Source organism: Mycolicibacterium moriokaense (assembly GCF_010726085.1).
In the GTDB taxonomy this organism is placed as follows: Bacteria; Actinomycetota; Actinomycetes; order Mycobacteriales; family Mycobacteriaceae; genus Mycobacterium; species Mycobacterium moriokaense.
Genome location: NZ_AP022560.1, coordinates 5,867,540 through 5,886,439, shown reverse-complemented (window position 1 = coordinate 5,886,439; position 18,900 = coordinate 5,867,540). Strand labels below are relative to the sequence as shown.

Sequence of the window (18,900 nt, the reverse complement as noted above, 5' to 3'; positions counted from 1 at the left end):
TGCTCAGTCTCGCTCAGCGAGACCACGCACGCCCAAATCGCAACATTATGCGGTGACGCCGCCGAGGATCTCGAACACCTCGAAGGTGTTGACGCCCGCGGTGACTGACGGGTCGCTCTCGGCGACGGCCAATGCCTCGGCGCGATCGGCGACGCGCAGCACGCCCAATCCCCACACCCCTTCGGGATCGGCTACCGGACCGTAGACCACGACCCGGCCTTCGCGCAGCAGCTGCTGCCAGTACTCCTGATGGTCGGCCATCGCCTGCTGCTCGGCGGGTGTCATCGTCTGCGCGAAATCGGCTCGCGGAGGTATCAGTCGGAAGAAGAACAGGCTCATTCGGCTGCGCGTGTCGCGGGGTGCACGGCGATCAGCCCTAAAGCGCTGCGCCGCTTACACATTGCGGCCAACTCGGCGTAGGCCTTCTCGCCGATCAGCTCGGTGAGTTCCGGGCGGTAGGACTCCCACACCTGCTTCTTACCGACGTGCGCATTCGGGTCACCCGTGCAGTACCAGTGCAAGTCGGCACCGCCCTCCCCCCAGCCGCGTCGGTCGTACTCGGTGATCCACGTCTTGAGGATCTCGCTGCCGTCCGGGCGCTCCACCCATTCCTGGGTGCGGCGGATCGGCAGCTGCCAACACACCTCGGGTTTGAGCGTCATCGGCTCGACGCCCATCTTGAGCGCCTTCGAGTGCAGGGCGCATCCGATGCCGCCGGGGAAGCCGGGGCGATTCAGAAAAATGCAGGCGCCCTTGTACTTTCGGGTGCGCAGGTTGGGCTTGTCGTCGTACTCGTCCATCTCGAGGTAACCCTTTTTGCCGAGCCCCTTCTCGCGGAACTGCCAATCCTCATCGGTCAGGAGTTTCACCGCCGCGTCCAGGTTGGCGATGTCGTCCTTGTCGGACATGAACGCGCCGTGCGAGCAGCAGCCGTCGTCAGGTCTGCCCTCCACCGTGCCCTGGCAGGCGGGCGTGCCGAACACACACGTCCACCGGGACAGCAGCCAGGTCATGTCCGCGGCGATCAGATGTTCGGGGTTGTCGGGGTCGTAGAACTCGACCCACTCTCGGGCAAAGTCGAGTTCAACCTCACCGGGATGCGATGCGCTCACAGTTTTCAACGGTAAACCTATTAGGTTGAAAGGGTGCGATTAGGCGTGCTGGATGTCGGCAGCAATACCGTCCACCTCCTCGTGGTGGACGCGCGTCGCGGCGGCCATCCGACACCCATGAGTTCCACCAAGGCCTCGCTGCGTCTGGCCGAGGCAATAGACAACAACGGCAAGCTCACCCGCAAGGGTGCCGACAAATTGATCAGCACCCTCGACGAGTTCTCGAAGATCGCGGCGAGTTCGGGCTGCGCAGAGTTGATGGCCTTCGCCACCTCCGCTGTCCGCGATGCGAAGAACTCCGAGGAAGTCTTGGCGAGGGTGCATGCCGAGACCGGTGTCGCCCTGCAGGTGCTCACCGGGGTCGACGAGTCCCGGCTGACGTTCCTGGCGGTGCGTCGCTGGTACGGGTGGAGTGCGGGACGCATCATCAACATCGACATCGGCGGCGGCTCGCTGGAGCTGTCGAACGGCGTCGACGAGGAGCCCGAGGTGGCGCTGTCGCTACCCCTCGGCGCGGGCAGGCTGACCCGGGAGTGGCTGCCCGACGATCCGCCGGGCCGGCGCCGCGTGGCGATGCTCCGCGACTGGCTGGCGACGGAGTTAGCCGACGCCGGTGCCGAGATGCTCAAGGCCGGCCCGCCGGATCTGGCGGTGGCGACGTCCAAGACGTTCCGCTCGCTGGCCCGCCTCACCGGCGCGGCGCCGTCCGGGGCAGGTCCGCGCGTGAAAAGGACGCTCACAGCGACCGGGCTGAGGCAGCTCATAGCATTCATCTCTAGGATGACCGCGGCCGACCGTGCGGAATTGGAAGGAGTGAGTGCCGAGCGCGCGCCGCAGATCGTGGCCGGAGCGTTGGTAGCTGAGGCGAGCATGAAAGCCCTTGATGTCGATTGTGTGGATATCTGCCCCTGGGCATTGCGGGAAGGGCTGATTCTGCGGAAACTCGACAGCGAGGCTGATGGAACCGCCTTGGTGGAGACGTCCGTGCAGCGACGCTGACCGGCAGAAAGACGATGACAAGATCAGACGACAGCCAGAACACGCGACCGATCTCGGTCGCGGAGTTGCTGGCGCGCAACGGCACCATCGGTGCCCCGCCTGCAGGTGGACGCCGCAGGCGTCGTCGCGGCGCTACCGGCACGATCTCCGTCGCTGAGCTGACCGGCGAAATCCCGATCATCACCGATCGTGACCTCGCCCGTCAGCCCGTCGTCGAAGAGCCCGCCGAAAAGCCCGTCGAGGAGCCTGCCGAGCCCGAGCAGCCCGTCGCCGAGGAACCTGCCGCCGCTAAGGCCGAACCCGAGGCCCAACCCGAAGCCGAGGCCGAACCTGAGGCCGAGCCCACCGACCTGAGTAGCCCCGCTGCCGGCAACGGCGTGGTCGAGCATGCCGACGAGGTCGAAGAGGCTGAGGTCGAAGAGGCTGAGGTCGAAGAGGCTGAAGACCCCGACGCTGCAACCGAAGCCGAGGCGGAGGACGTCACGGAGGCGGAAGGCGTCACAGACGTCGAGGAAGCCGAAGCTGAAGAAGCGGAAGCTGAGGAAGCCGACGCTGAGGAAGCCGAGGAAGCCGACTACGCCGGCGCGGTTTCCGACTACACGGCCCACATCAAGCAGCGGGAAGCCGACGTCGACCTGCCGTTCTTCGTGCCGCCGCGGCGGTCCGGCACCGCGCGCCGGCTCAGCGTGGTCCCCGACGCCGAGGAGATGAGCCCCGATCCGGAACCGGTCGAGGACGAGCTCGCTCTCGACTGGTCGGATTCGGCGGATACGAAGGCCGACGAGGCCGTCGACACCGACGGTGACGTCGAAGAAGACACCGCGGCGTCGAAGCCCTCCTACCAGCGCACCGGTGGAGACGAGTTGTTCGGCGGCCCCACCGTCGACGACGACGCGGCCGTCCGCGGCAGCGCCGACACCGAGGTCATCGCCATCGACCGCAAGGCCGAGTCGGGCGGGGCCATGTCGTCGTTCATGCACGGCGTGTGGATCGTCGGCCAGTGCGTTTTCGCCGTCGCGTTCGGCGCCGGGCTGTTCGTCGCATTCGACCAGCTGTGGAAGTGGAACAACATCGTCGCGCTCGTGCTGTCCGTGCTGGTGATCCTCGGCCTGGTGGTCGGCGTCCGGGTGGTCCGTAAGACCGAGGACATCGGCAGCACGCTGATCGCGGTGGCCGTCGGGGCGCTGGTCACACTGGGCCCCCTGGCGCTGCTGCAGTCGGGTTAACGGCGACCGCTGCCAGCGAATAGACGCCGAATAGACAACGTGCGCCCCGCGATCAAGGTCGGTCTTTCGACGGCCTCGGTGTATCCCCTGAGGACCGAGGCCGCCTTCGAGTACGCGGCGAAACTCGGCTACGACGGTGTGGAGCTCATGGTGTGGGCCGAGACCGTCTCGCAGGACATCGATGCGATCGCCGAACTGTCCGAGCGGTACGACATGCCGGTGCTCTCGGTGCATGCGCCGTGCCTGCTGATCTCGCAGCGGGTGTGGGGCGCCAACCCGATCCCGAAACTGGAGCGCAGCGTGCGCGCCGCCGAACAACTGGGCGCGCAGACCGTCGTGGTCCATCCGCCGTTCCGGTGGCAACGCCGCTACGCCGAGGGGTTCACCGAGCAGGTCGCCGAACTCGAGGCGTCCAGCGAGGTAATGGTGGCGGTGGAGAACATGTTCCCCTTCCGCGCCGACCGGTTCTTCGGCGCCGGCCAGACGTCCATCGAGCGCATGCGCAAGCGCGGAGGCAAGCCGGGGCCGGGCATTTCGGCGTTCGCGCCGTCCTACGACCCGCTCGACGGTAACCACGCGCACTACACGCTCGACTTGTCGCACACCGCGACCGCGGGCACCGACGCACTCGAGATGGCCCGCCGCATGGGCGATGGCCTGGTGCATCTGCATCTGTGCGACGGCAGCGGTGCGTCGACCGACGAACATCTGGTCCCGGGCCGGGGCACCCAGCCCACCGTCGAGGTCTGCGAGATGCTGGCCGCCAGCGACTTCGCCGGGCATGTGATCCTCGAGGTGACCACATCGGGGGCGCGGACGGCCGCGGAGCGGGAGGCGCTGCTGGTCGAGTCGCTGCAGTTCGCCCGCCAACACCTGCTGCGCTGAAATCGCTTACAACATAAGGAAATACGTGCCGAGATCAACCCTGTTCACCGACGCCATGAAGCTGACCAGTGCCGGCGACGGCGTGTATGACGGTGAGCTGAACGAGCATTGGACCATCGGCGAGAAGGTGCACGGCGGGGCGATGCTCGCGCTGTGCGCGAACGCCGCGCGCACCGAACACTGGGCAGGCGCCGACGACGACAGCGCGCAGCCGATCGCGGTGTCCGGAAACTTCCTGTGGGCGCCCGATCCCGGGCCGATGCGCATGATCACGACGGTGCGCAAGCGTGGGCGTCGGGTAAGCCTGATCGACGTCGAACTCACGCAGGGGGACCGCACGGCGGTGCGGGCAGCGGTGACGCTCGGCGAACCGGAGCATCACGTTCCCCCGCTGCTGTCGGTCAACCCGGTGGTGCCGTTGATGCAGCCCGATCCGCCACCCGGGCTGGAGCAGATCGGTGCGGGCCATCCGATGGCCGACATCGTCCACCTCGCGCACGGCTGCGACATCCGTCCGTCGCTGACCACGATGGCGCCCCGCGCCGACGGCGGCCCGCCGGTGATCGAGTACTGGGTACGGCCCAAGGGAGTGGCTCCCGACGTGCTCTTCGCGCTGCTGTGCGGCGACGTGTCGGCTCCGGTGACCTTCGGGGTCAACAGGTTCGGTTGGGCGCCCACGGTGCAACTGACCGCCTATCTGCGGGCGCTCCCGGCCGACGGCTGGCTGCGGGTGCTGTGCACGACGGTGCAGATCGGCCAGGACTGGTTCGACGAGGACCACATCGTCGTCGATTGTGAGGGCCGCATCGTCGTGCAGAGCCGCCAGCTGGCGTTGGTGCCGCCCGCGCAGTAACCGGTCGCGGCGTCTGGAATGCTTGCCCGCATGGCCAGAATCGCGATCATCGGTGGTGGAAGTATCGGTGAGGCACTGCTGTCGGGCATGTTGCGCGCCGGACGGCAGGTCAAGGACCTCGTGGTCGCCGAGAAGGACCCGGACAGGGCCAAGTACCTGTCGGAGACGTACTCGGTGCTGGTCACGACGGTCGGCGACGCGGTCGACACCGCCACCTACGTGATCGTCGCGGTGAAGCCGTTCGACGTGGAGGGCCTGGTCGCCGAGATCGCCGATGCCGCCGCCCGAGCCGAAACCGACACCGCCGAAAAGGTTTTCGTGACTGTCGCGGCCGGCGTCACGGCGGCGTTCTACGAGAACAAACTACCCGCGGGGTCGCCCGTCATCCGGGTGATGCCCAACGCTCCCGTTGTTGTCGGCGGCGGCGTGAGCGCCTTGGCGCCGGGTCGATTCGCCACCCCGGAGCACCTCAAGGCGGTGTCGGCGATCTTCGACGCCGTCGGCGGTGTGCTCACCGTGCCGGAATCGCAGCTCGACGCCGTCACAGCGGTCTCCGGGTCGGGCCCGGCGTACTTCTTCCTGATGGTCGAGGCCTTGGTCGACGCGGGTGTGGCGGTCGGTCTGACGCGGTCGGTGGCGACCGATCTCGTCGTTCAGACGATGGCTGGCTCGGCCGCGATGTTGCTGGAGCGCCTCGACAAGTCGGAGCCGACCGGCGATGTGGCGCTCGGGGCGACGATCGACACCACCGCCGCCCAGCTGCGCGCGACAGTTACCTCGCCCGGGGGTACCACCGCCGCTGGTCTGCGAGAACTCGAGCGGGGCGGTTTGCGGGCCGCGGTCGCGGCAGCGGTGGAAGCTGCAAAAACGCGCTCTGAGCAGCTAGGAATTACATCTGCGTAGTTCAATCAATTCAAATTGATTAGCCCACACCCGTCGCAGTAACCCCATCCGCCACGCTATTCTCCTCGTGTAAGCACGAGTCTGTGCCAGCGGTGGGGAAGCCGCTGGAACTGCCCGTGCCTGAACTGATTGGGTTGCGATGACGTCTATGAACGGGCCATCGGGGCGCGATTCGGCAAGCGGCAAGCGAGACAACGCCGCTTCCGACGGCCAGCCGCCACGTGCTCAATTCCTTACCGTCGCTGAAGTGGCCAGTCTCATGCGGGTCAGCAAGATGACGGTATATCGATTGGTACACAACGGAGAGCTGCCCGCGGTGCGTGTCGGCCGCTCGTTCCGGGTACACGCCAAGGCAGTGCACGACATGCTCGAAAGCTCGTACTTCGACGCAGGCTGATCGCCAGCGCCGGTCGCCCTCCGTCGCCTGACCACCGTCACGCGTTTTTTAGTTACCCGGTCCGCCCAGGTAAGGTGACAGGTCGAGTCACGTGCGCGGAGTGCACAGACCGTCGTGGTGCATGTAGGTGCACAAATACATCTAGGTAGCGGAGTCCATGGGTTCAGTCATCAAGAAGCGGCGCAAGCGCATGTCGAAGAAGAAGCACCGCAAGTTGCTTCGGCGCACCAGGGTCCAGCGCAGAAAACTCGGCAAGTAGTTCTCTCGCTTCGTCGCTAGGCTGACCGGATGGATTCTGAGGGTCGCTCTTCAGACCGCTCGTCAGACGATGTCGCCGGCTACCCCAAGGTTGTGCTGGTCACCGGCGCGTGCCGGTTCCTGGGCGGGTATCTGACGGCCCGGCTGGCCCAGAATCCCTTGATCAACCACGTGATCGCCGTCGACGCGATCGCGCCGAGCAAGGATCTGCTGCGCAGGATGGGCCGCGCCGAGTTCGTGCGCGCCGACATCCGTAACCCGTTCATCGCCAAGGTCATCCGCAACGGCGAGGTCGACACCGTCGTGCACGCTGCCGCGGCGTCCTACGTGCCGCGCTCCGGTGGGCGTGCCACTCTCAAGGAACTCAACGTGATGGGCGCGATCCAGTTGTTCGCCGCCTGTCAGAAGGCGCCGTCGGTGCGCCGGGTGATCGTGAAGTCGACATCCGAGGTCTACGGCTCGCACCCGCACGATCCGGTCATGTTCACCGAGACCAGCACCGCGCGGCGGCCACCGGGCGAGGGCTTCGCCCGCGACAGCATCGACATCGAGGGCTACGCGCGCGGGCTGGGCCGACGCCGGCCCGACATCTCGGTCACCATCCTGCGACTGGCGAACATGATCGGCCCTGCGATGGACACCGCGCTGTCGCGCTATCTCGCGGGTCCGGTGATGCCGACGATCATCGGGCACGATGCGCGGCTGCAGCTGCTGCACGAACAGGACGCACTCGGCGCGCTGGAGCGTGCCACGATCGCGGGCGTTCCGGGCACGTTCAACATCGGCGCGGCGGGCATCATCATGATGAGTCAGGCCATCCGGCGCTCGGGCCGCGTGCCGCTGCCCGTGCCGCGGTCGGCGTTGTCCGCTGTGGATTCGCTATGGCGCGCGACTCGCTACACTGAAGTCGATCGCGAGCAGCTTGACTACCTGAGTTATGGGCGCGTCATGGACACGACGCGGATGCGCAACGAGCTTGGGTACAACCCGAAGTGGACGACGTTGGAAGCATTCGACGATTACGTCCGGGGTCGCGGGTTGACTCCGATCATCGACCCGAAATGGGTACGCTCATTGGAGAGCCGCGCCGTGTCTGTGGCGCAACGATGGGGAAGATAGGCCAGCAATCCATATCGGGTGGGGGAGAGGGAATCAACGTGGCGGGTGATTCGAAGGCCAAAGTTATTCCGCTGCACTCGAATTCGGGCCGATCAACAGCGGCCCGGCGCGCCGCCGCCGCGCGCGCGGAGAGTTCCCGTCGACATCCCTCCCTGCTCTCGGACGGCGGACCGCACGCTTCTGCCGAGCAGATCGCCGCGGTCGTCCATGAAATCGACCAGATTCGTGGCACCGGTTCGGGTGCGGCAGCCGCTGACGAGACGCCCACCGAGCTCGCCAAGCGAATCGGTGCCGCCGCGGAGTTCATCCGCAAGCGGATGATGGGCGACTACACGGTCGACGAGTTCGGGTTCGATTCTCACCTCAACGACGCAATCTTCCTGCCTTTGCTGCGCGTGCTCTTCAAGTCGTGGTTCCGGGTCGAGGTGAGCGGTATCGAGAACCTGCCCGAGACGGGCGCCGCGTTGGTGGTCGCCAACCACGCCGGGGTGCTGCCCTTCGACGGGTTGATGGCATCGGTGGCCGTCCACGACAACCACCCGACGAATCGCGATCTGCGTCTGTTGGCCGCCGACATGGTCTTCAGCATGCCGGTGGTCGGGCAGGCCGCGCGCAAGGCCGGCCACACCATGGCATGCACGTCCGACGCGCACCGACTGTTGGCCGCGGGCGAGCTGACCGCCGTTTTCCCCGAGGGCTACAAGGGTCTGGGCAAGCGCTTCAAGGACCGCTACAAGCTGCAGCGATTCGGTCGCGGCGGGTTCGTCTCGGCTGCTCTGCGGACCAGGGCGCCGATCGTGCCGTGCTCGATCGTCGGCTCGGAAGAGATCTATCCAATGGTCGCCGACGTCAAGCTGTTGGCCCGCCTGCTCGGGCTGCCGTACTTCCCGGTCACCCCGCTGTTCCCGTTGGCGGGGCCCGTCGGGTTGATACCGCTGCCCTCGAAGTGGCACATCCAGTTCGGCGAACCCATCTACACCGCCGACTACGACGAGGCGGCCGCCGACGATCCGATGGTGACGTTCGAGCTCACCGACCACGTCCGCGAAACCATCCAGCAGACGCTGTACCAGCTGTTGGCCAATAGACGAAACGCGTTCCTCGGATAGCGCCACTTCGCGAGCAGACGTAAAAACCCCCTAAAACACGTTGTTTAGGGGGTTTTCGCGTCTGCTCGCCGGGAAAGCGGCTAGCTGTCCTTAGAGCTTTGCCCAGCAATCATTTTCGCGATCGCGGCATCACGCGCGGCGGCGATCTGCGCGCTCACCTCGTCGGCCTCCGAGTCGCTCTCGGCCTCGCCCATGACGGTCACGATGCTCGTGATCACCGGCTTGCCCTCGGCATCGGTGACCTCGCCGCGGATCTCGGTGAGGATCGCGCCGTGCGACTCCATGACTGAATCCAGGTAGGAATCGAAGTACAGCTTGTCCCCGGCCAGGATGGGCCGGTGGAAGATCAGCTTCTGGTCGCGGTGCAACACTCGCTCCATGTTGATCGGCACATCGAAATGATTGAAGATCTCCAGCTGCACTCGACGGCCCGCGACGGCCAGGAAGGTCAGTGACGCGACGAGCGCGTCGTGGCCGTACTCCTTGGCGGCTTCCTCGCTGTAGTGCGCCGGGTGGTCGTCCTTGACCGCGCGCGCGAACTCACGGATCTTCTCCCGGTTGACCTCGAAGTAGTCGGGGTAGCGGTAGTGGGTTCCGATGATGTTTTCAGCGATAGCCATGGCTTCTCTTCGTTTCGTACGGGCGGCGCGAGCCTATCAGCGCGGCTCTGCCGCTCCGGCGGATCAGCGGCCCTCCTGGCGCCGCGACACGATAGCCGCCAGCGCACCGCCGACGGCGCCGAGTGCCAGCGCCGACGGCACACCGATGCGCGCGGCCTTGCGCGCCGTGCGGAAGTCCCGGATCTCCCAGCCGCGCTCCCGGGCGAGGTCGCGCAGGTCGGCGTCCGGATTGATCGCCACGGCCGTACCCACCAGCGACAGCATCGGCACGTCGTTGAAGCTGTCCGAATACGCCGTGCAGCGCCGCAGGTTCAGGCCCTCGCGGATCGCCAGCGAGCGCACTGCGTGGGCCTTGCCCGCGCCGTGCAGGATGTCGCCGACCAGCCGGCCGGTGAACACGCCGTCGACCGACTCCGCGACGGTGCCCAGCGCACCGGTCAGGCCGAGCTTCTTGGCGATGGTGGCGGCCAGCTCATAGGGCGTCGCGGTGACCAGCCACACCTGCTGACCGGCGTCGAGGTGCATCTGCGCCAGTGCGCGCGTCCCCGGCCAGATCTTGTCGGCGATGATCTGGTCGTAGATCTCCTCGCCCAACTCCATCAGCTCCGCGGTGGACCGGCCCTCGATGAATGCGAGCGCCTTGCGCTTGCCCTCGGCCACGTCGTCGCTGTTCTCCCGGCCGAGGAGTTGAAACTTGGCCTGCGCGTAGGCGAATCGGCCGAGGTCCTTGTAGGTGAAGTACTTGCGGGCGGCCAGGCCGCGCGCGAAATGGATCAGTGACGACCCGTGCACCAGCGTGTTGTCGACATCGAAGAAGGCCGCCGCGGTCAGATCGGGCGGCGGCGCGGGCGGTGTGACGGCCGCGCTCAGGTCGGTTACGGCAGCGCTCGCGCTGGCCTCGCCCGCGAGCCGCTGATCGTCGGCGTCAGCACCCGCGTGAGGCTGGATGACGTCGGAATCGGACACGAATTCAGCCTAGGTCACCGTGCGACGATACTTGCGGGATGCACAGGCGGGTTGAGTTGCTCACACGGGCGGGCTGCACGCTCTGTACCGGGGCCGCGGCACGGCTCGGCGAGCTGGCCGGCGAGCTGGGTTTCGAGCTGACGGTCACCGACGTCGACGCCGCCGCTGCCGCGGGCAATCCGGCGCTGCGGGCGGAGTTCGGCGACCGGCTGCCGGTGGTGCTGCTCGACGGCGCCGAGCACAGCTACTGGGAAGTCGATGAACCCAGGTTGCGAGCCGACCTGAGCAGCTGAACAAATTTGGTGGCCCAGCAGGTCAGCGGCTACCTTGGAGGACGTTCCTGGGGCGAGCGAAGCGACGGGGTGAGATCTGGTGGACAAGCCGTGAGCGTGCTGCTTTTCGGGGTCTCGCACCGCAGCGCGCCGGTGTCGGTCCTCGAGCAGTTGAGCACCGATGAGGCTGAACAGGCCAAGATCGTCGAGAAGGTGCTGCAGTCGTCGTTGGTGACTGAAGCCATGGTGCTGTCCACCTGCAACCGTGTCGAGGTCTACGCCGTCGTTGAGGCGTTCCACGGCGGGCTGTCGGTCATCGGGCAGGTGCTCTCCGAGCACTCCGGGATGGGCCTGCACGACCTGACGAAATACGCCTACGTGCGCTACGCCGAAGCGGCCGTCGAGCACCTGTTCGCGGTGGCCAGCGGTCTGGACTCCGCGGTCGTCGGCGAACAGCAGGTGCTTGGTCAGGTGCGACGTGCGTACGCCACCGCCGAAGCCAACAACACCGTCGGCCGCACGCTGCACGAGCTGTCGCAGCGCGCCCTGTCCGTCGGCAAGCGGGTGCACGCCGAGACGGGAATCGACGCCGCAGGTGCCTCGGTGGTGTCGGTGTCGCTCGACATGGCCGCGGCGAAGCTCGGCACCTTAACGGACCGTAGCGCGGTCGTCATCGGCGCAGGCGCGATGGGGTCGCTGGCAGCCAAGTACCTGGTCAAGGCGGGCGTCGCGCGCATCCACGTCGTCAACAGGTCGCTGCCGAGGGCCAAGCGGCTCGCCGAGAAGGTCCGTGAGCTCGGGGTGGTCGCCGAGGCGTTCCCGTTCGACCATCTGACTCCGACGCTGACCGACGCCGACGTCGTCGTGAGCTGCACCGGTGCCGTCCGTCCCGTCGTATCGCTGGCCGACGTGCACCGCGGGCTGGCGCACGGCCACGCGCCCAAACAGCTGGTGATCTGCGACCTCGGCATGCCGCGCAACGTCGACCCCGCCGTCGCCGGGCTGCCCGACGTCTACGTCGTCGACATGGACCGGATCCAGCGTGAACCGTCGGCGCGGGCCGCGGCGACCGACACCGAGGCCGCCCGCGCGATCGTCGCCACCGAGGTCGCCAACTACCTGGCCGGCCAGCGGATGGCCGAGGTCACCCCCACCGTCACCGCGTTGCGGCAGCGCGCCGCCGACGTCGTCGAGGCCGAGTTGCTGCGCCTCGACAACCGACTGCCGGGCCTTGATGCCGCGCAGCGCGACGAGGTCGCCAAGACCGTGCGGCGCGTCGTCGACAAACTGCTGCACGCCCCGACAGTGCGGGTCAAGCAGCTCGCCAGCGCGCCGGGGGGCGACAGCTACGCCGAGGCGCTGCGGGAGCTCTTCGAGCTCGACCAGCAGGCCGTCGATGCCGTCGCGGCGAGCGAATTGCCTTTGATCACAACCGATCTCGACAAGTCCGAGTAGAGCTTGACTAGACCTTCCCCCGAGTCGCTGAGCTCCTACCCCCAGGGACCCATCCGGATTGGCACTCGCGGCAGCCTGCTCGCCACCACACAGGCCGGTGTCATCAGAGACGAATTGATCTCCAGAGGGCACGCCGCCGAACTCGTCATCGTGTCGACCGAGGGCGACCGCTCCGACCAACCCGTCGCCGAGATCGGGATCGGCGTTTTCACCGCCGCCCTCCGTGAGGCCATCGACCGGGGCGAGGTGGACATGGCCGTGCACTCCTACAAGGATTTGCCGACCGCGCCCGACCCCCGCTTCAAGATCGCCGCGATACCCCCGCGCGAGGACCCCCGCGACGCTCTGGTGGCACGCGACGGACTGGTCCTGGGGGAGTTGCCAGCGGGCTCGGTCATCGGGACCTCGAGCCCGCGACGAGCCGCGCAGCTTAGTGCATTGGGTCTCGGTTTGGAAATCCGCCCCCTAAGAGGCAACCTTGATACCAGGTTGAACAGGGTTAGCAACGGTGATCTCGACGGCATCGTCGTCGCCCGGGCGGGTCTGGCCCGCATCGGACGACTGGCCGATGTCACCGAGACTCTTGAGCCGGTGCAGATGTTGCCAGCGCCAGCTCAAGGTGCGCTTGCGGTCGAGTGCCGCGCAGGCGACACCGAGCTCGCCGCGCTGCTGTCGGAATTGGACGACGCCGACACCCGCGCAGCGGTCACCGCTGAACGGGCCCTGCTCTCCGCACTGGAGGCGGGTTGTTCTGCTCCGGTGGGTGCGATCGCCGAGGTGGTCGAGTCCATCGACGAGGACGGCCGAGTCTTCGAAGAGGTGTCGCTGCGCGGCTGCGTGGCGGCGCTGGACGGATCCGACGTGATCCGCGCGTCCGGGGTCGGGACGACCGATCGGGCACGGGAGCTGGGGCTCTCGGTGGCCGACGAGTTGTTCGAACTCGGGGCGCGCGAGCTCATGGATCGCACAGAGCAGAGGTGAGTGATAGATGACAGGCCATGGGAGCGGGCGAGTCCGCAAGCCGAAGCCGGGCCGCATCACGTTCGTCGGTTCAGGCCCGGGTGACCCCGGCCTGCTGACGACGCGGGCCCGCACCGTGCTGGGCACCGCCGCCCTGGTGTTCACCGACCCCGACGTACCGGAAGCCGTGCTCGCCCTTGCGGGCTCCGAGCTGCCGCCGCCATCCGGCCCCGAACCCGCTGAGGCCCCGCAAGCCGCCACCGACGGTGACGGACCCGACGCGGCTGCGCCGGTCGAGCTGCCGACCATCTCGGGCGGCCCCGACATCCGGCCCGCACTTGGTGATCCGGCCGAGGTGGCCAAGACGCTGGTGGCCGAGGCTCGTACCGGTGTCGACGTCGTGCGACTGGTCGCGGGCGACCCGCTTTCGGTCGACGCGGTGATCGCCGAGGTGACGGCGCTGGCGAAGACGCATCTGGATTTCGAGATCGTTCCGGGTCTGCCCGACACCACGGCGGTGCCCACGTATGCGGGCCTTCCGCTCGGCTCGGCGCACACTGTCGCCGATGTCCGCGGCGAGGTCGACTGGGAGTCGCTGGCCGCGGCGCCGGGCCCGCTGATCCTGCGCGCCACCGCGTCGCATCTGCCCGACTCGGCGCGCACCCTGATCGAGCACGGGCTGGCCGACACCACACCCACCGTCGTGACCGCGAACGGCACTACGTGCCAACAGCGTTCGGTACAGACGACGCTCGCGGGCCTGCTCGACAAGGCCACACTTGCGGGTAGTGAACCGGCCGGGCCGCTGGCGGGACCGCTGGTGGTGACGATCGGTAAGACCGTCGCCAACCGGGCGAAACTGAACTGGTGGGAGAGCCGCGCACTGTACGGCTGGACCGTGCTGGTGCCGCGCACCAAGGACCAGGCCGGCGAGATGAGCGAACGGCTGGTCTCCCACGGCGCATTGCCGATCGAGGTGCCGACCATCGCCGTCGAACCGCCGCGCAGCCCCGCGCAGATGGAGCGCGCGGTCAAGGGTCTCGTCGACGGCCGGTTCCAGTGGGTGGTGTTCACCTCCACGAACGCGGTGAAGGCAGTGTGGGAGAAGTTCAACGAGTTCGGCCTCGACGCCCGCGCGTTCTCCGGAGTGAAGATCGCCTGCGTCGGTCAGGCGACCGCCGATCGGGTGCGGGCCTTCGGTATCAATCCCGAGCTCGTGCCTGCCGGGGAGCAGTCGTCGCTGGGCCTGCTCGACGAGTTCCCGCCCTACGACGACGTTTTCGATCCGGTTAACCGGGTGCTGCTGCCGCGCGCCGACATCGCCACCGAGACGTTGGCCGAGGGTCTGCGTGAGCGCGGCTGGGAGATCGAGGACGTCACCGCATACCGCACCGTGCGCGCGGCACCGCCGCCGGCGCACACCCGCGAGATGATCAAGACCGGCGGCTTCGACGCGGTGTGTTTCACCTCGAGCTCGACGGTGCGCAACCTTGTCGGCATCGCGGGCAAGCCCCATGCGCGCACGATCGTGGCATGCATCGGGCCCAAGACCGCCGAAACCGCAGCGGAATTCGGCCTGCGCGTCGACGTGCAGCCCGAGGTCGCCGCGGTGGGTCCGCTGGTCGAGGCACTTGCCGAACACGCGGCCCGGTTGCGCGCCGAGGGGGCGCTGCCGCCGCCGCGTAAGAAGAGCCGCCGCCGCTAGGAGCCGACCGTGGCCTTCCCCAGCCATCGACCCCGCCGGCTTCGGTCGACGCCTGCGCTGCGTCGCCTGGTCGCGCAGACATCGCTGGAGCCAAGGCATCTCGTGCTGCCGATGTTCGTCGCCGACGGCATTTCGGAATCGCGGCCCATCTCATCGATGCCCGGCGTCGTGCAGCACACCCGTGACTCGCTGCGCCGCGCCGCCGCCGATGCCGTCGCCGCAGGGGTCGGCGGTCTGATGCTGTTCGGCGTGCCGCGCGATGAGGACAAGGACGCCAGCGGGTCGATCGGCGTATCCGAGGACGGCATCCTCAACGTGGCGTTGCGCGACCTGGCCAAGGATCTCGGGGAAGACACCGTGCTGATGGCCGACACCTGCCTCGACGAGTTCACCGACCACGGCCACTGCGGCGTCCTGGACGCCACCGGCAGGGTCGACAACGACGCCACCAACGCCCGGTACGTCGAACTCGCTGTCGCACAGGCGGATTCGGGCGCACACGTCGTCGGCCCGAGCGGCATGATGGACGGTCAGGTCGCAGCCATCCGTGCCGGCCTCGACGCTGCCGGGCACACCGACACGGTGATCCTGGCGTACGCCGCGAAATTCGCCTCGGGCTTCTACGGCCCGTTCCGCGAGGCGGTCGCATCCAGCCTGCGCGGCGATCGCCGTACGTACCAACAGGATCCGGGCAACGCGCGCGAGGCGCTGCACGAGGTGCAACTCGACATCGACGAAGGCGCCGACATCGTGATGGTCAAGCCCGCGATGGCGTATCTCGATCTGGTGCGCGCGGCCGCCGACATCTCGCCGGTGCCCGTCGCGGCCTATCAGGTCTCCGGTGAGTACGCGATGATCAGCGCCGCGGCCGCCAACGGCTGGATCGATCTGCAGACCGTGGCGCTGGAGACGCTGACCGGAATCCGGCGTGCGGGTGCCGACATCGTGTTGACGTACTGGGCGGCCGACGTCGCCGGCTGGCTGGCGTGACGGCACCGGTCGAACCCGCCACCCGGCCGGTGGACGTCGACACCGGGTTCTGGCTGTGGGTGGCGTCGCTACCGCTACTGGTCATCGGGCAGATCGTCGATATGTTCACCAGCCCAGCCAGGCAGCTGCCGGGTCCGGTCCTCGCGATCTCAGTGCTCTTCGTGGTGATCCTGACGGCGGTCGTGCTGACCTTCCAGATTCTGATGCGTCACGGCTATCGCTGGGCCCGCACGCTGCTCACCGGCGGTGGCGTCGCGACGATCGTGTACGTCGCGAGCAACCTGTTCACCGTTGAGCGACCCACCGCGGCGGCGCTGACCTACGCGATCACCGGCATCCTCGGAGCGGTGCTGATCGCCGGCGGAGTGTTCCTGCTGCACCGCAAAGACGCCCACGAATACTTCACGCGCTGAGACGCTAGGCTGACCCGACCATGACAGCTCCCCAGGCACGACCGCGCGTCGTCACCGCCGGATTCTTGTGTTGGGCGGCAGCCGCGGTGATGTTGGTGGCGTTCGGGCTGCTGCTCGCGTTCGCGCCCGACGGACTGCCCACGCTGTTCCGCGGCCTGGGGGGATTGTTCGCCGCGTCGGGCCTCGCGCTGGGCTTTCTGGCCGGCCGGGCCCGCGTCGGGCATGCACAGTTTCGGCGCGCGGGGATCGCGCTCGCGCTGGCGATCGTGGTGGTGCTCGCCCTCTTCGCGGTCTTCAGCCGCGGTCCGATCTGGCTGCTGGTGATGATTCTGACTATGGTCGGTGCCGTCCTGATGATGCGGCCGTCCGCGCAGGAGTGGTTCGACCAAGAGGAAACCCAGTGACGGAAACCAGTACGCCGCGGCAGGTCCTGTTCTACGAGCAAGGGGCCAGCTGGTGGTGGCTCCTGGCCGGTCCCGGCGCGGGAATCGCGATGGCGTTGATCCAGCTGTCGGCCGGGTACGGCATCCAGTGGCTGGTGCCGGGGATCTTCTTCGTTCTCGTCACGGGGTTTCTGGCGATCCAGGTCAAGGCGGCCCGGATCCACACCTCGGTCGAGCTGACGCCCGACCAGCTGCGCCAAGGCGAGGAACGGCTCAGCATCGACGAAATCGTGCGCATCTATCCCGAGCCCAGTGGTCCAGAACCGCCGAAATGGCAGTCGTCGCGCGCACTCGGTGAGCTCACGGGGGTGCCGCGCGGACGCAAGGGCATCGGCCTGAAGCTGACCAACGACCGCAGCGCCCAGGCGTGGGCGCGTAAGCACCAGCGGCTGCGTACCGAGCTCACCCGCCTCGTCGAGGAGCGCATTCCGCCGGAGTCGGCTTCGTGAGAGCCCGCCCTGGCGGAATCGTTCAACTGGCGCTCGCGTTCGCGGCGACGGTCGGTTCCGTGCTGAGCTGGATGGCCTCGATGTCGACGGTGCAGGTGCCGCCGATCATCGAGGGCGAGCCGTTCACCACGTCGCTCGTCTACAGTCCGCCGCTGCTGACGCTGTCGCTTCTTTTGGCCACGGTGGCAGGCGTGTTGGCGGTACTGGGTGTGACGCGGCTGCGGCGGGGCTGACACCCGCGATCAGGCCAGCTTTTCCAGCTCGTCGAGGGTTTCGCCGGTGTACACCGCGAGCCGTTGCAGGTGTGGCAGGGCGTCGCGGCATCCGATGAACCCGAAGTTCAGCATGTCGGCGTAGCTGTGCAGCGTGACGTTGAGAGCCATGCCGTGCATCGGGATGGACACCGGATACGTGGCCTCCAGCCGGCTGCCGTTGAGGTACAGCGTCTCCTTGGGGCCGGGGACGTTGCTGACGCACAGGTTGAAGGTGAACGGCACCGGCGGGGTGATGCCGGTCATCGCGCTGGTCACCTGCAACGCCGACGGCGCCATCAGTGCCGCGCTGTAGGCAAGCGCCTCGGTCTGCGACATGTTCTGCAGCTGCGCCTTCGTCACCTTCGTCGCGGTGGTGATCGACTGCAGCCGCTCGACCGGGTCGGCGATGTCGGTGCCCATGCTGACCAGGATCGTGCCGACGGCATTGCCGCCGCCGACGTCGTCCTTGGGACGAATGTTGACCGGAAGGAAGGCGATCAGCGGCTTCTCGGGCAGTTGGCCGAGCTCGGAGAGGAACGCGCGAAGGCCGCCACCGATGATGGCCAGGGCGACGTCGTTGACGGTGGCGCCGTGCTTGATGCCGATCGTCTTCAGACGCTCGAGGGGGTACACCTGCGTGGCGAATCGGCGATTGCGGCTGATATGGCCGTTGAGGATCGAATGCGGGGCCTGCAATGAAGTGGCGATCTGCCCGTACTCGTCGTCACCGCGAATCTGTGTGTTGTACAACGCCATTCCGACGTTGAGCAGCGACCGGGTGCTGCCGACGGCCGCACCGAGCAGGCTGGTCAATGGATTGCGCGACGGGCCCGGCTCGCTGCTGCGCGGCCGCGAGGGCGGCGAGACGTTGAAGAACAGCGGCTGCCCGCGAAGCGACGGGTCGGTCGTCATGCTGCGCTGCAAGATCTTCGTTCCGGTGTAGCCGTCGACCAGTGAGTGGTGGATCTTCATGTAGATCGCGAAGCGGCCACCCTCGAGGCCCTCGATGAAGTGCAGTTCCCATGGCGGGCGGGTGAAGTCGATCGGATGGCTGTGCAACCGCGAGACCAGGATGCCCAACTCGCGTTCGTCGCCCGGACTCGCGAGCGCCGACCGGCGGACGTGGTAGTCGATGTCGAACTTGTCGTCGACCACCCACGCCTGGTCCGGCCGGTACAGCATCCGCGGGTGGGCCAGCTTGCGATTCCACGGCGTCACCACTTCGAGGTCGCGGGTGTCCTCGAACATCTGGCGCAGATAGTTCGGTGGCGCATCGGGAGGAGGCGTGAACGGCATCAGCGCCGCGACGTGCATCATCGAACTCGGGGTTTCGCCGTATAGGAAGAGCATGTCCTGCGGGCTGAGACGTTTGCGGGTGCCACTCACCCTGTCGAGGGTAGGCGGCGCAGCGCAGCACCGAAGCGTCATCGAGAACGTGGTTTCCGCAGCCGTCGTTTCACTTCGCGCGTGAGCCCCCTCACAAGAGGTTGGTACAAAGTGCGAAATTTGTAA

At 67.4% G+C, this 18,900-nt stretch carries 23 protein-coding genes; 18 read left to right on the top strand and 5 right to left on the bottom strand.

Going from position 1 to position 18,900, the window contains the following annotated elements; genetic code table 11:
• Positions 1–45 precede the first annotated feature (45 nt).
• Together G6N43_RS28720 and G6N43_RS28715 are read right to left on the bottom strand one after the other, a co-directional pair.
• Positions 46–339: a YciI family protein gene (locus G6N43_RS28720; RefSeq protein WP_179967941.1), complete on the bottom strand. Its 294-nt coding sequence runs from the start codon at positions 337–339 to the stop codon at positions 46–48.
• Positions 336–1,121, bottom strand: coding sequence for a DUF3109 family protein (locus tag G6N43_RS28715; protein ID WP_083150584.1), 786 nt, complete (start codon positions 1,119–1,121; stop codon positions 336–338). Before G6N43_RS28715 ends, G6N43_RS28720 begins: the two co-directional genes overlap by 4 nt.
• A gap of 24 nt (positions 1,122–1,145) precedes the next feature.
• Between G6N43_RS28715 and G6N43_RS28710 the strand changes: the two genes are divergently transcribed.
• From G6N43_RS28710 to G6N43_RS28670, 9 genes are all read left to right on the top strand, one after another.
• Positions 1,146–2,111, top strand: a complete 966-nt coding sequence (locus G6N43_RS28710; RefSeq protein WP_083150583.1) for a Ppx/GppA family phosphatase — start codon at positions 1,146–1,148, stop codon at positions 2,109–2,111.
• A 14-nt stretch (positions 2,112–2,125) separates the two neighbouring features.
• Positions 2,126–3,337 (top strand): Rv0497 family membrane protein, encoded by a 1,212-nt coding sequence (locus G6N43_RS28705; RefSeq protein ID WP_083150582.1) that lies wholly within the window; start codon positions 2,126–2,128, stop codon positions 3,335–3,337.
• A 39-nt stretch (positions 3,338–3,376) separates the two neighbouring features.
• A complete protein-coding gene (locus G6N43_RS28700) occupies positions 3,377–4,222 on the top strand; it encodes a sugar phosphate isomerase/epimerase family protein (RefSeq protein ID WP_083150581.1) in 846 nt (281 codons plus the stop codon).
• A 25-nt stretch (positions 4,223–4,247) separates the two neighbouring features.
• The gene (locus G6N43_RS28695; protein WP_110810344.1) at positions 4,248–5,075 is read left to right on the top strand and encodes a thioesterase family protein; all 828 of its coding nucleotides are present in this window, start codon (positions 4,248–4,250) and stop codon (positions 5,073–5,075) included.
• A 30-nt stretch (positions 5,076–5,105) separates the two neighbouring features.
• Positions 5,106–5,978, top strand: coding sequence for a pyrroline-5-carboxylate reductase (proC, locus tag G6N43_RS28690; RefSeq protein WP_179967940.1), 873 nt, complete (start codon positions 5,106–5,108; stop codon positions 5,976–5,978).
• A 139-nt stretch (positions 5,979–6,117) separates the two neighbouring features.
• Positions 6,118–6,375, top strand: a complete 258-nt coding sequence (locus G6N43_RS28685; RefSeq protein ID WP_083150579.1) for a helix-turn-helix domain-containing protein — start codon at positions 6,118–6,120, stop codon at positions 6,373–6,375.
• A 157-nt stretch (positions 6,376–6,532) separates the two neighbouring features.
• Positions 6,533–6,634 carry a 30S ribosomal protein bS22 gene (locus tag G6N43_RS28680; protein ID WP_003402602.1) on the top strand — a complete coding sequence of 34 codons (102 nt, stop codon included), beginning with the start codon at positions 6,533–6,535 and terminating at the stop codon, positions 6,632–6,634.
• 29 nt (positions 6,635–6,663) lie between these two features.
• Positions 6,664–7,752, top strand: a complete 1,089-nt coding sequence (locus G6N43_RS28675; protein ID WP_083150578.1) for an SDR family oxidoreductase — start codon at positions 6,664–6,666, stop codon at positions 7,750–7,752.
• A 38-nt stretch (positions 7,753–7,790) separates the two neighbouring features.
• Entirely contained in the window at positions 7,791–8,861 is a 1,071-nt protein-coding gene (locus G6N43_RS28670; RefSeq protein WP_083150577.1) for a lysophospholipid acyltransferase family protein, read from the top strand.
• Between the two features lie 80 nt (positions 8,862–8,941).
• On the opposite strand, the gene G6N43_RS28665 is transcribed toward G6N43_RS28670, so the two are convergent.
• Together G6N43_RS28665 and G6N43_RS28660 are read right to left on the bottom strand one after the other, a co-directional pair.
• Positions 8,942–9,481: an FAS1-like dehydratase domain-containing protein gene (locus G6N43_RS28665; protein ID WP_083150576.1), complete on the bottom strand. Its 540-nt coding sequence runs from the start codon at positions 9,479–9,481 to the stop codon at positions 8,942–8,944.
• A 63-nt stretch (positions 9,482–9,544) separates the two neighbouring features.
• Entirely contained in the window at positions 9,545–10,447 is a 903-nt protein-coding gene (locus G6N43_RS28660; RefSeq protein WP_083150575.1) for an HAD family hydrolase, read from the bottom strand.
• A 38-nt stretch (positions 10,448–10,485) separates the two neighbouring features.
• Between G6N43_RS28660 and G6N43_RS28655 the strand changes: the two genes are divergently transcribed.
• The 9 genes from G6N43_RS28655 to G6N43_RS28615 all read left to right on the top strand — a co-directional run bounded on the left by G6N43_RS28655 (position 10,486) and on the right by G6N43_RS28615 (position 17,367).
• Positions 10,486–10,740, top strand: a complete 255-nt coding sequence (locus G6N43_RS28655; RefSeq protein ID WP_083150574.1) for a glutaredoxin family protein — start codon at positions 10,486–10,488, stop codon at positions 10,738–10,740.
• 90 nt (positions 10,741–10,830) lie between these two features.
• A complete protein-coding gene (locus tag G6N43_RS28650; RefSeq protein WP_083150573.1) occupies positions 10,831–12,174 on the top strand; it encodes a glutamyl-tRNA reductase in 1,344 nt (447 codons plus the stop codon).
• A gap of 51 nt (positions 12,175–12,225) precedes the next feature.
• Complete coding sequence (gene hemC, locus G6N43_RS28645; RefSeq protein ID WP_407664930.1) at positions 12,226–13,155, top strand: hydroxymethylbilane synthase; 930 nt, start codon at positions 12,226–12,228, stop codon at positions 13,153–13,155.
• Positions 13,156–13,162: 7 nt separating this feature from the next.
• On the top strand, positions 13,163–14,839 hold the full coding sequence (locus G6N43_RS28640) for a bifunctional uroporphyrinogen-III C-methyltransferase/uroporphyrinogen-III synthase (protein ID WP_083150572.1): 1,677 nt from the start codon (positions 13,163–13,165) through the stop codon (positions 14,837–14,839).
• A 9-nt stretch (positions 14,840–14,848) separates the two neighbouring features.
• On the top strand, positions 14,849–15,829 hold the full coding sequence (gene hemB, locus G6N43_RS28635; RefSeq protein ID WP_083150571.1) for a porphobilinogen synthase: 981 nt from the start codon (positions 14,849–14,851) through the stop codon (positions 15,827–15,829).
• Positions 15,826–16,242: a hypothetical protein gene (locus G6N43_RS28630; protein WP_083150570.1), complete on the top strand. Its 417-nt coding sequence runs from the start codon at positions 15,826–15,828 to the stop codon at positions 16,240–16,242. The genes hemB and G6N43_RS28630 overlap by 4 nt, the downstream gene beginning before the upstream one ends.
• A gap of 20 nt (positions 16,243–16,262) precedes the next feature.
• Entirely contained in the window at positions 16,263–16,646 is a 384-nt protein-coding gene (locus tag G6N43_RS28625) for a hypothetical protein (RefSeq protein ID WP_165761861.1), read from the top strand.
• Positions 16,643–17,134 (top strand): transport-regulating membrane protein Mce1N, encoded by a 492-nt coding sequence (locus G6N43_RS28620; protein WP_083150568.1) that lies wholly within the window; start codon positions 16,643–16,645, stop codon positions 17,132–17,134. Before G6N43_RS28625 ends, G6N43_RS28620 begins: the two co-directional genes overlap by 4 nt.
• Complete coding sequence (locus tag G6N43_RS28615) at positions 17,131–17,367, top strand: hypothetical protein (protein WP_083150567.1); 237 nt, start codon at positions 17,131–17,133, stop codon at positions 17,365–17,367. The genes G6N43_RS28620 and G6N43_RS28615 overlap by 4 nt, the downstream gene beginning before the upstream one ends.
• Positions 17,368–17,376: 9 nt before the next feature.
• On the opposite strand, the gene G6N43_RS28610 is transcribed toward G6N43_RS28615, so the two are convergent.
• Positions 17,377–18,774 carry a WS/DGAT/MGAT family O-acyltransferase gene (locus G6N43_RS28610; RefSeq protein ID WP_083150566.1) on the bottom strand — a complete coding sequence of 466 codons (1,398 nt, stop codon included), beginning with the start codon at positions 18,772–18,774 and terminating at the stop codon, positions 17,377–17,379.
• Positions 18,775–18,900 lie beyond the last annotated feature (126 nt).

What these genes read in the sequence shown, in the direction of transcription:
- G6N43_RS28720 (WP_179967941.1), bottom strand. Translation starts at nt 339, where the DNA reads ATGAGCCTGTTCTTCTTCCGACTGATACCTCCGCGAGCCGATTTCGCG.
- G6N43_RS28705 (WP_083150582.1), top strand. Translation starts at nt 2,126, where the DNA reads ATGACAAGATCAGACGACAGCCAGAACACGCGACCGATCTCGGTCGCG.
- proC (WP_179967940.1), top strand. Translation starts at nt 5,106, where the DNA reads ATGGCCAGAATCGCGATCATCGGTGGTGGAAGTATCGGTGAGGCACTG.
- G6N43_RS28685 (WP_083150579.1), top strand. Translation starts at nt 6,118, where the DNA reads ATGACGTCTATGAACGGGCCATCGGGGCGCGATTCGGCAAGCGGCAAG.
- G6N43_RS28680 (WP_003402602.1), top strand. Translation starts at nt 6,533, where the DNA reads ATGGGTTCAGTCATCAAGAAGCGGCGCAAGCGCATGTCGAAGAAGAAG.
- G6N43_RS28675 (WP_083150578.1), top strand. Translation starts at nt 6,664, where the DNA reads ATGGATTCTGAGGGTCGCTCTTCAGACCGCTCGTCAGACGATGTCGCC.
- G6N43_RS28665 (WP_083150576.1), bottom strand. Translation starts at nt 9,481, where the DNA reads ATGGCTATCGCTGAAAACATCATCGGAACCCACTACCGCTACCCCGAC.
- G6N43_RS28655 (WP_083150574.1), top strand. Translation starts at nt 10,486, where the DNA reads ATGCACAGGCGGGTTGAGTTGCTCACACGGGCGGGCTGCACGCTCTGT.
- G6N43_RS28640 (WP_083150572.1), top strand. Translation starts at nt 13,163, where the DNA reads ATGACAGGCCATGGGAGCGGGCGAGTCCGCAAGCCGAAGCCGGGCCGC.
- G6N43_RS28625 (WP_165761861.1), top strand. Translation starts at nt 16,263, where the DNA reads ATGACAGCTCCCCAGGCACGACCGCGCGTCGTCACCGCCGGATTCTTG.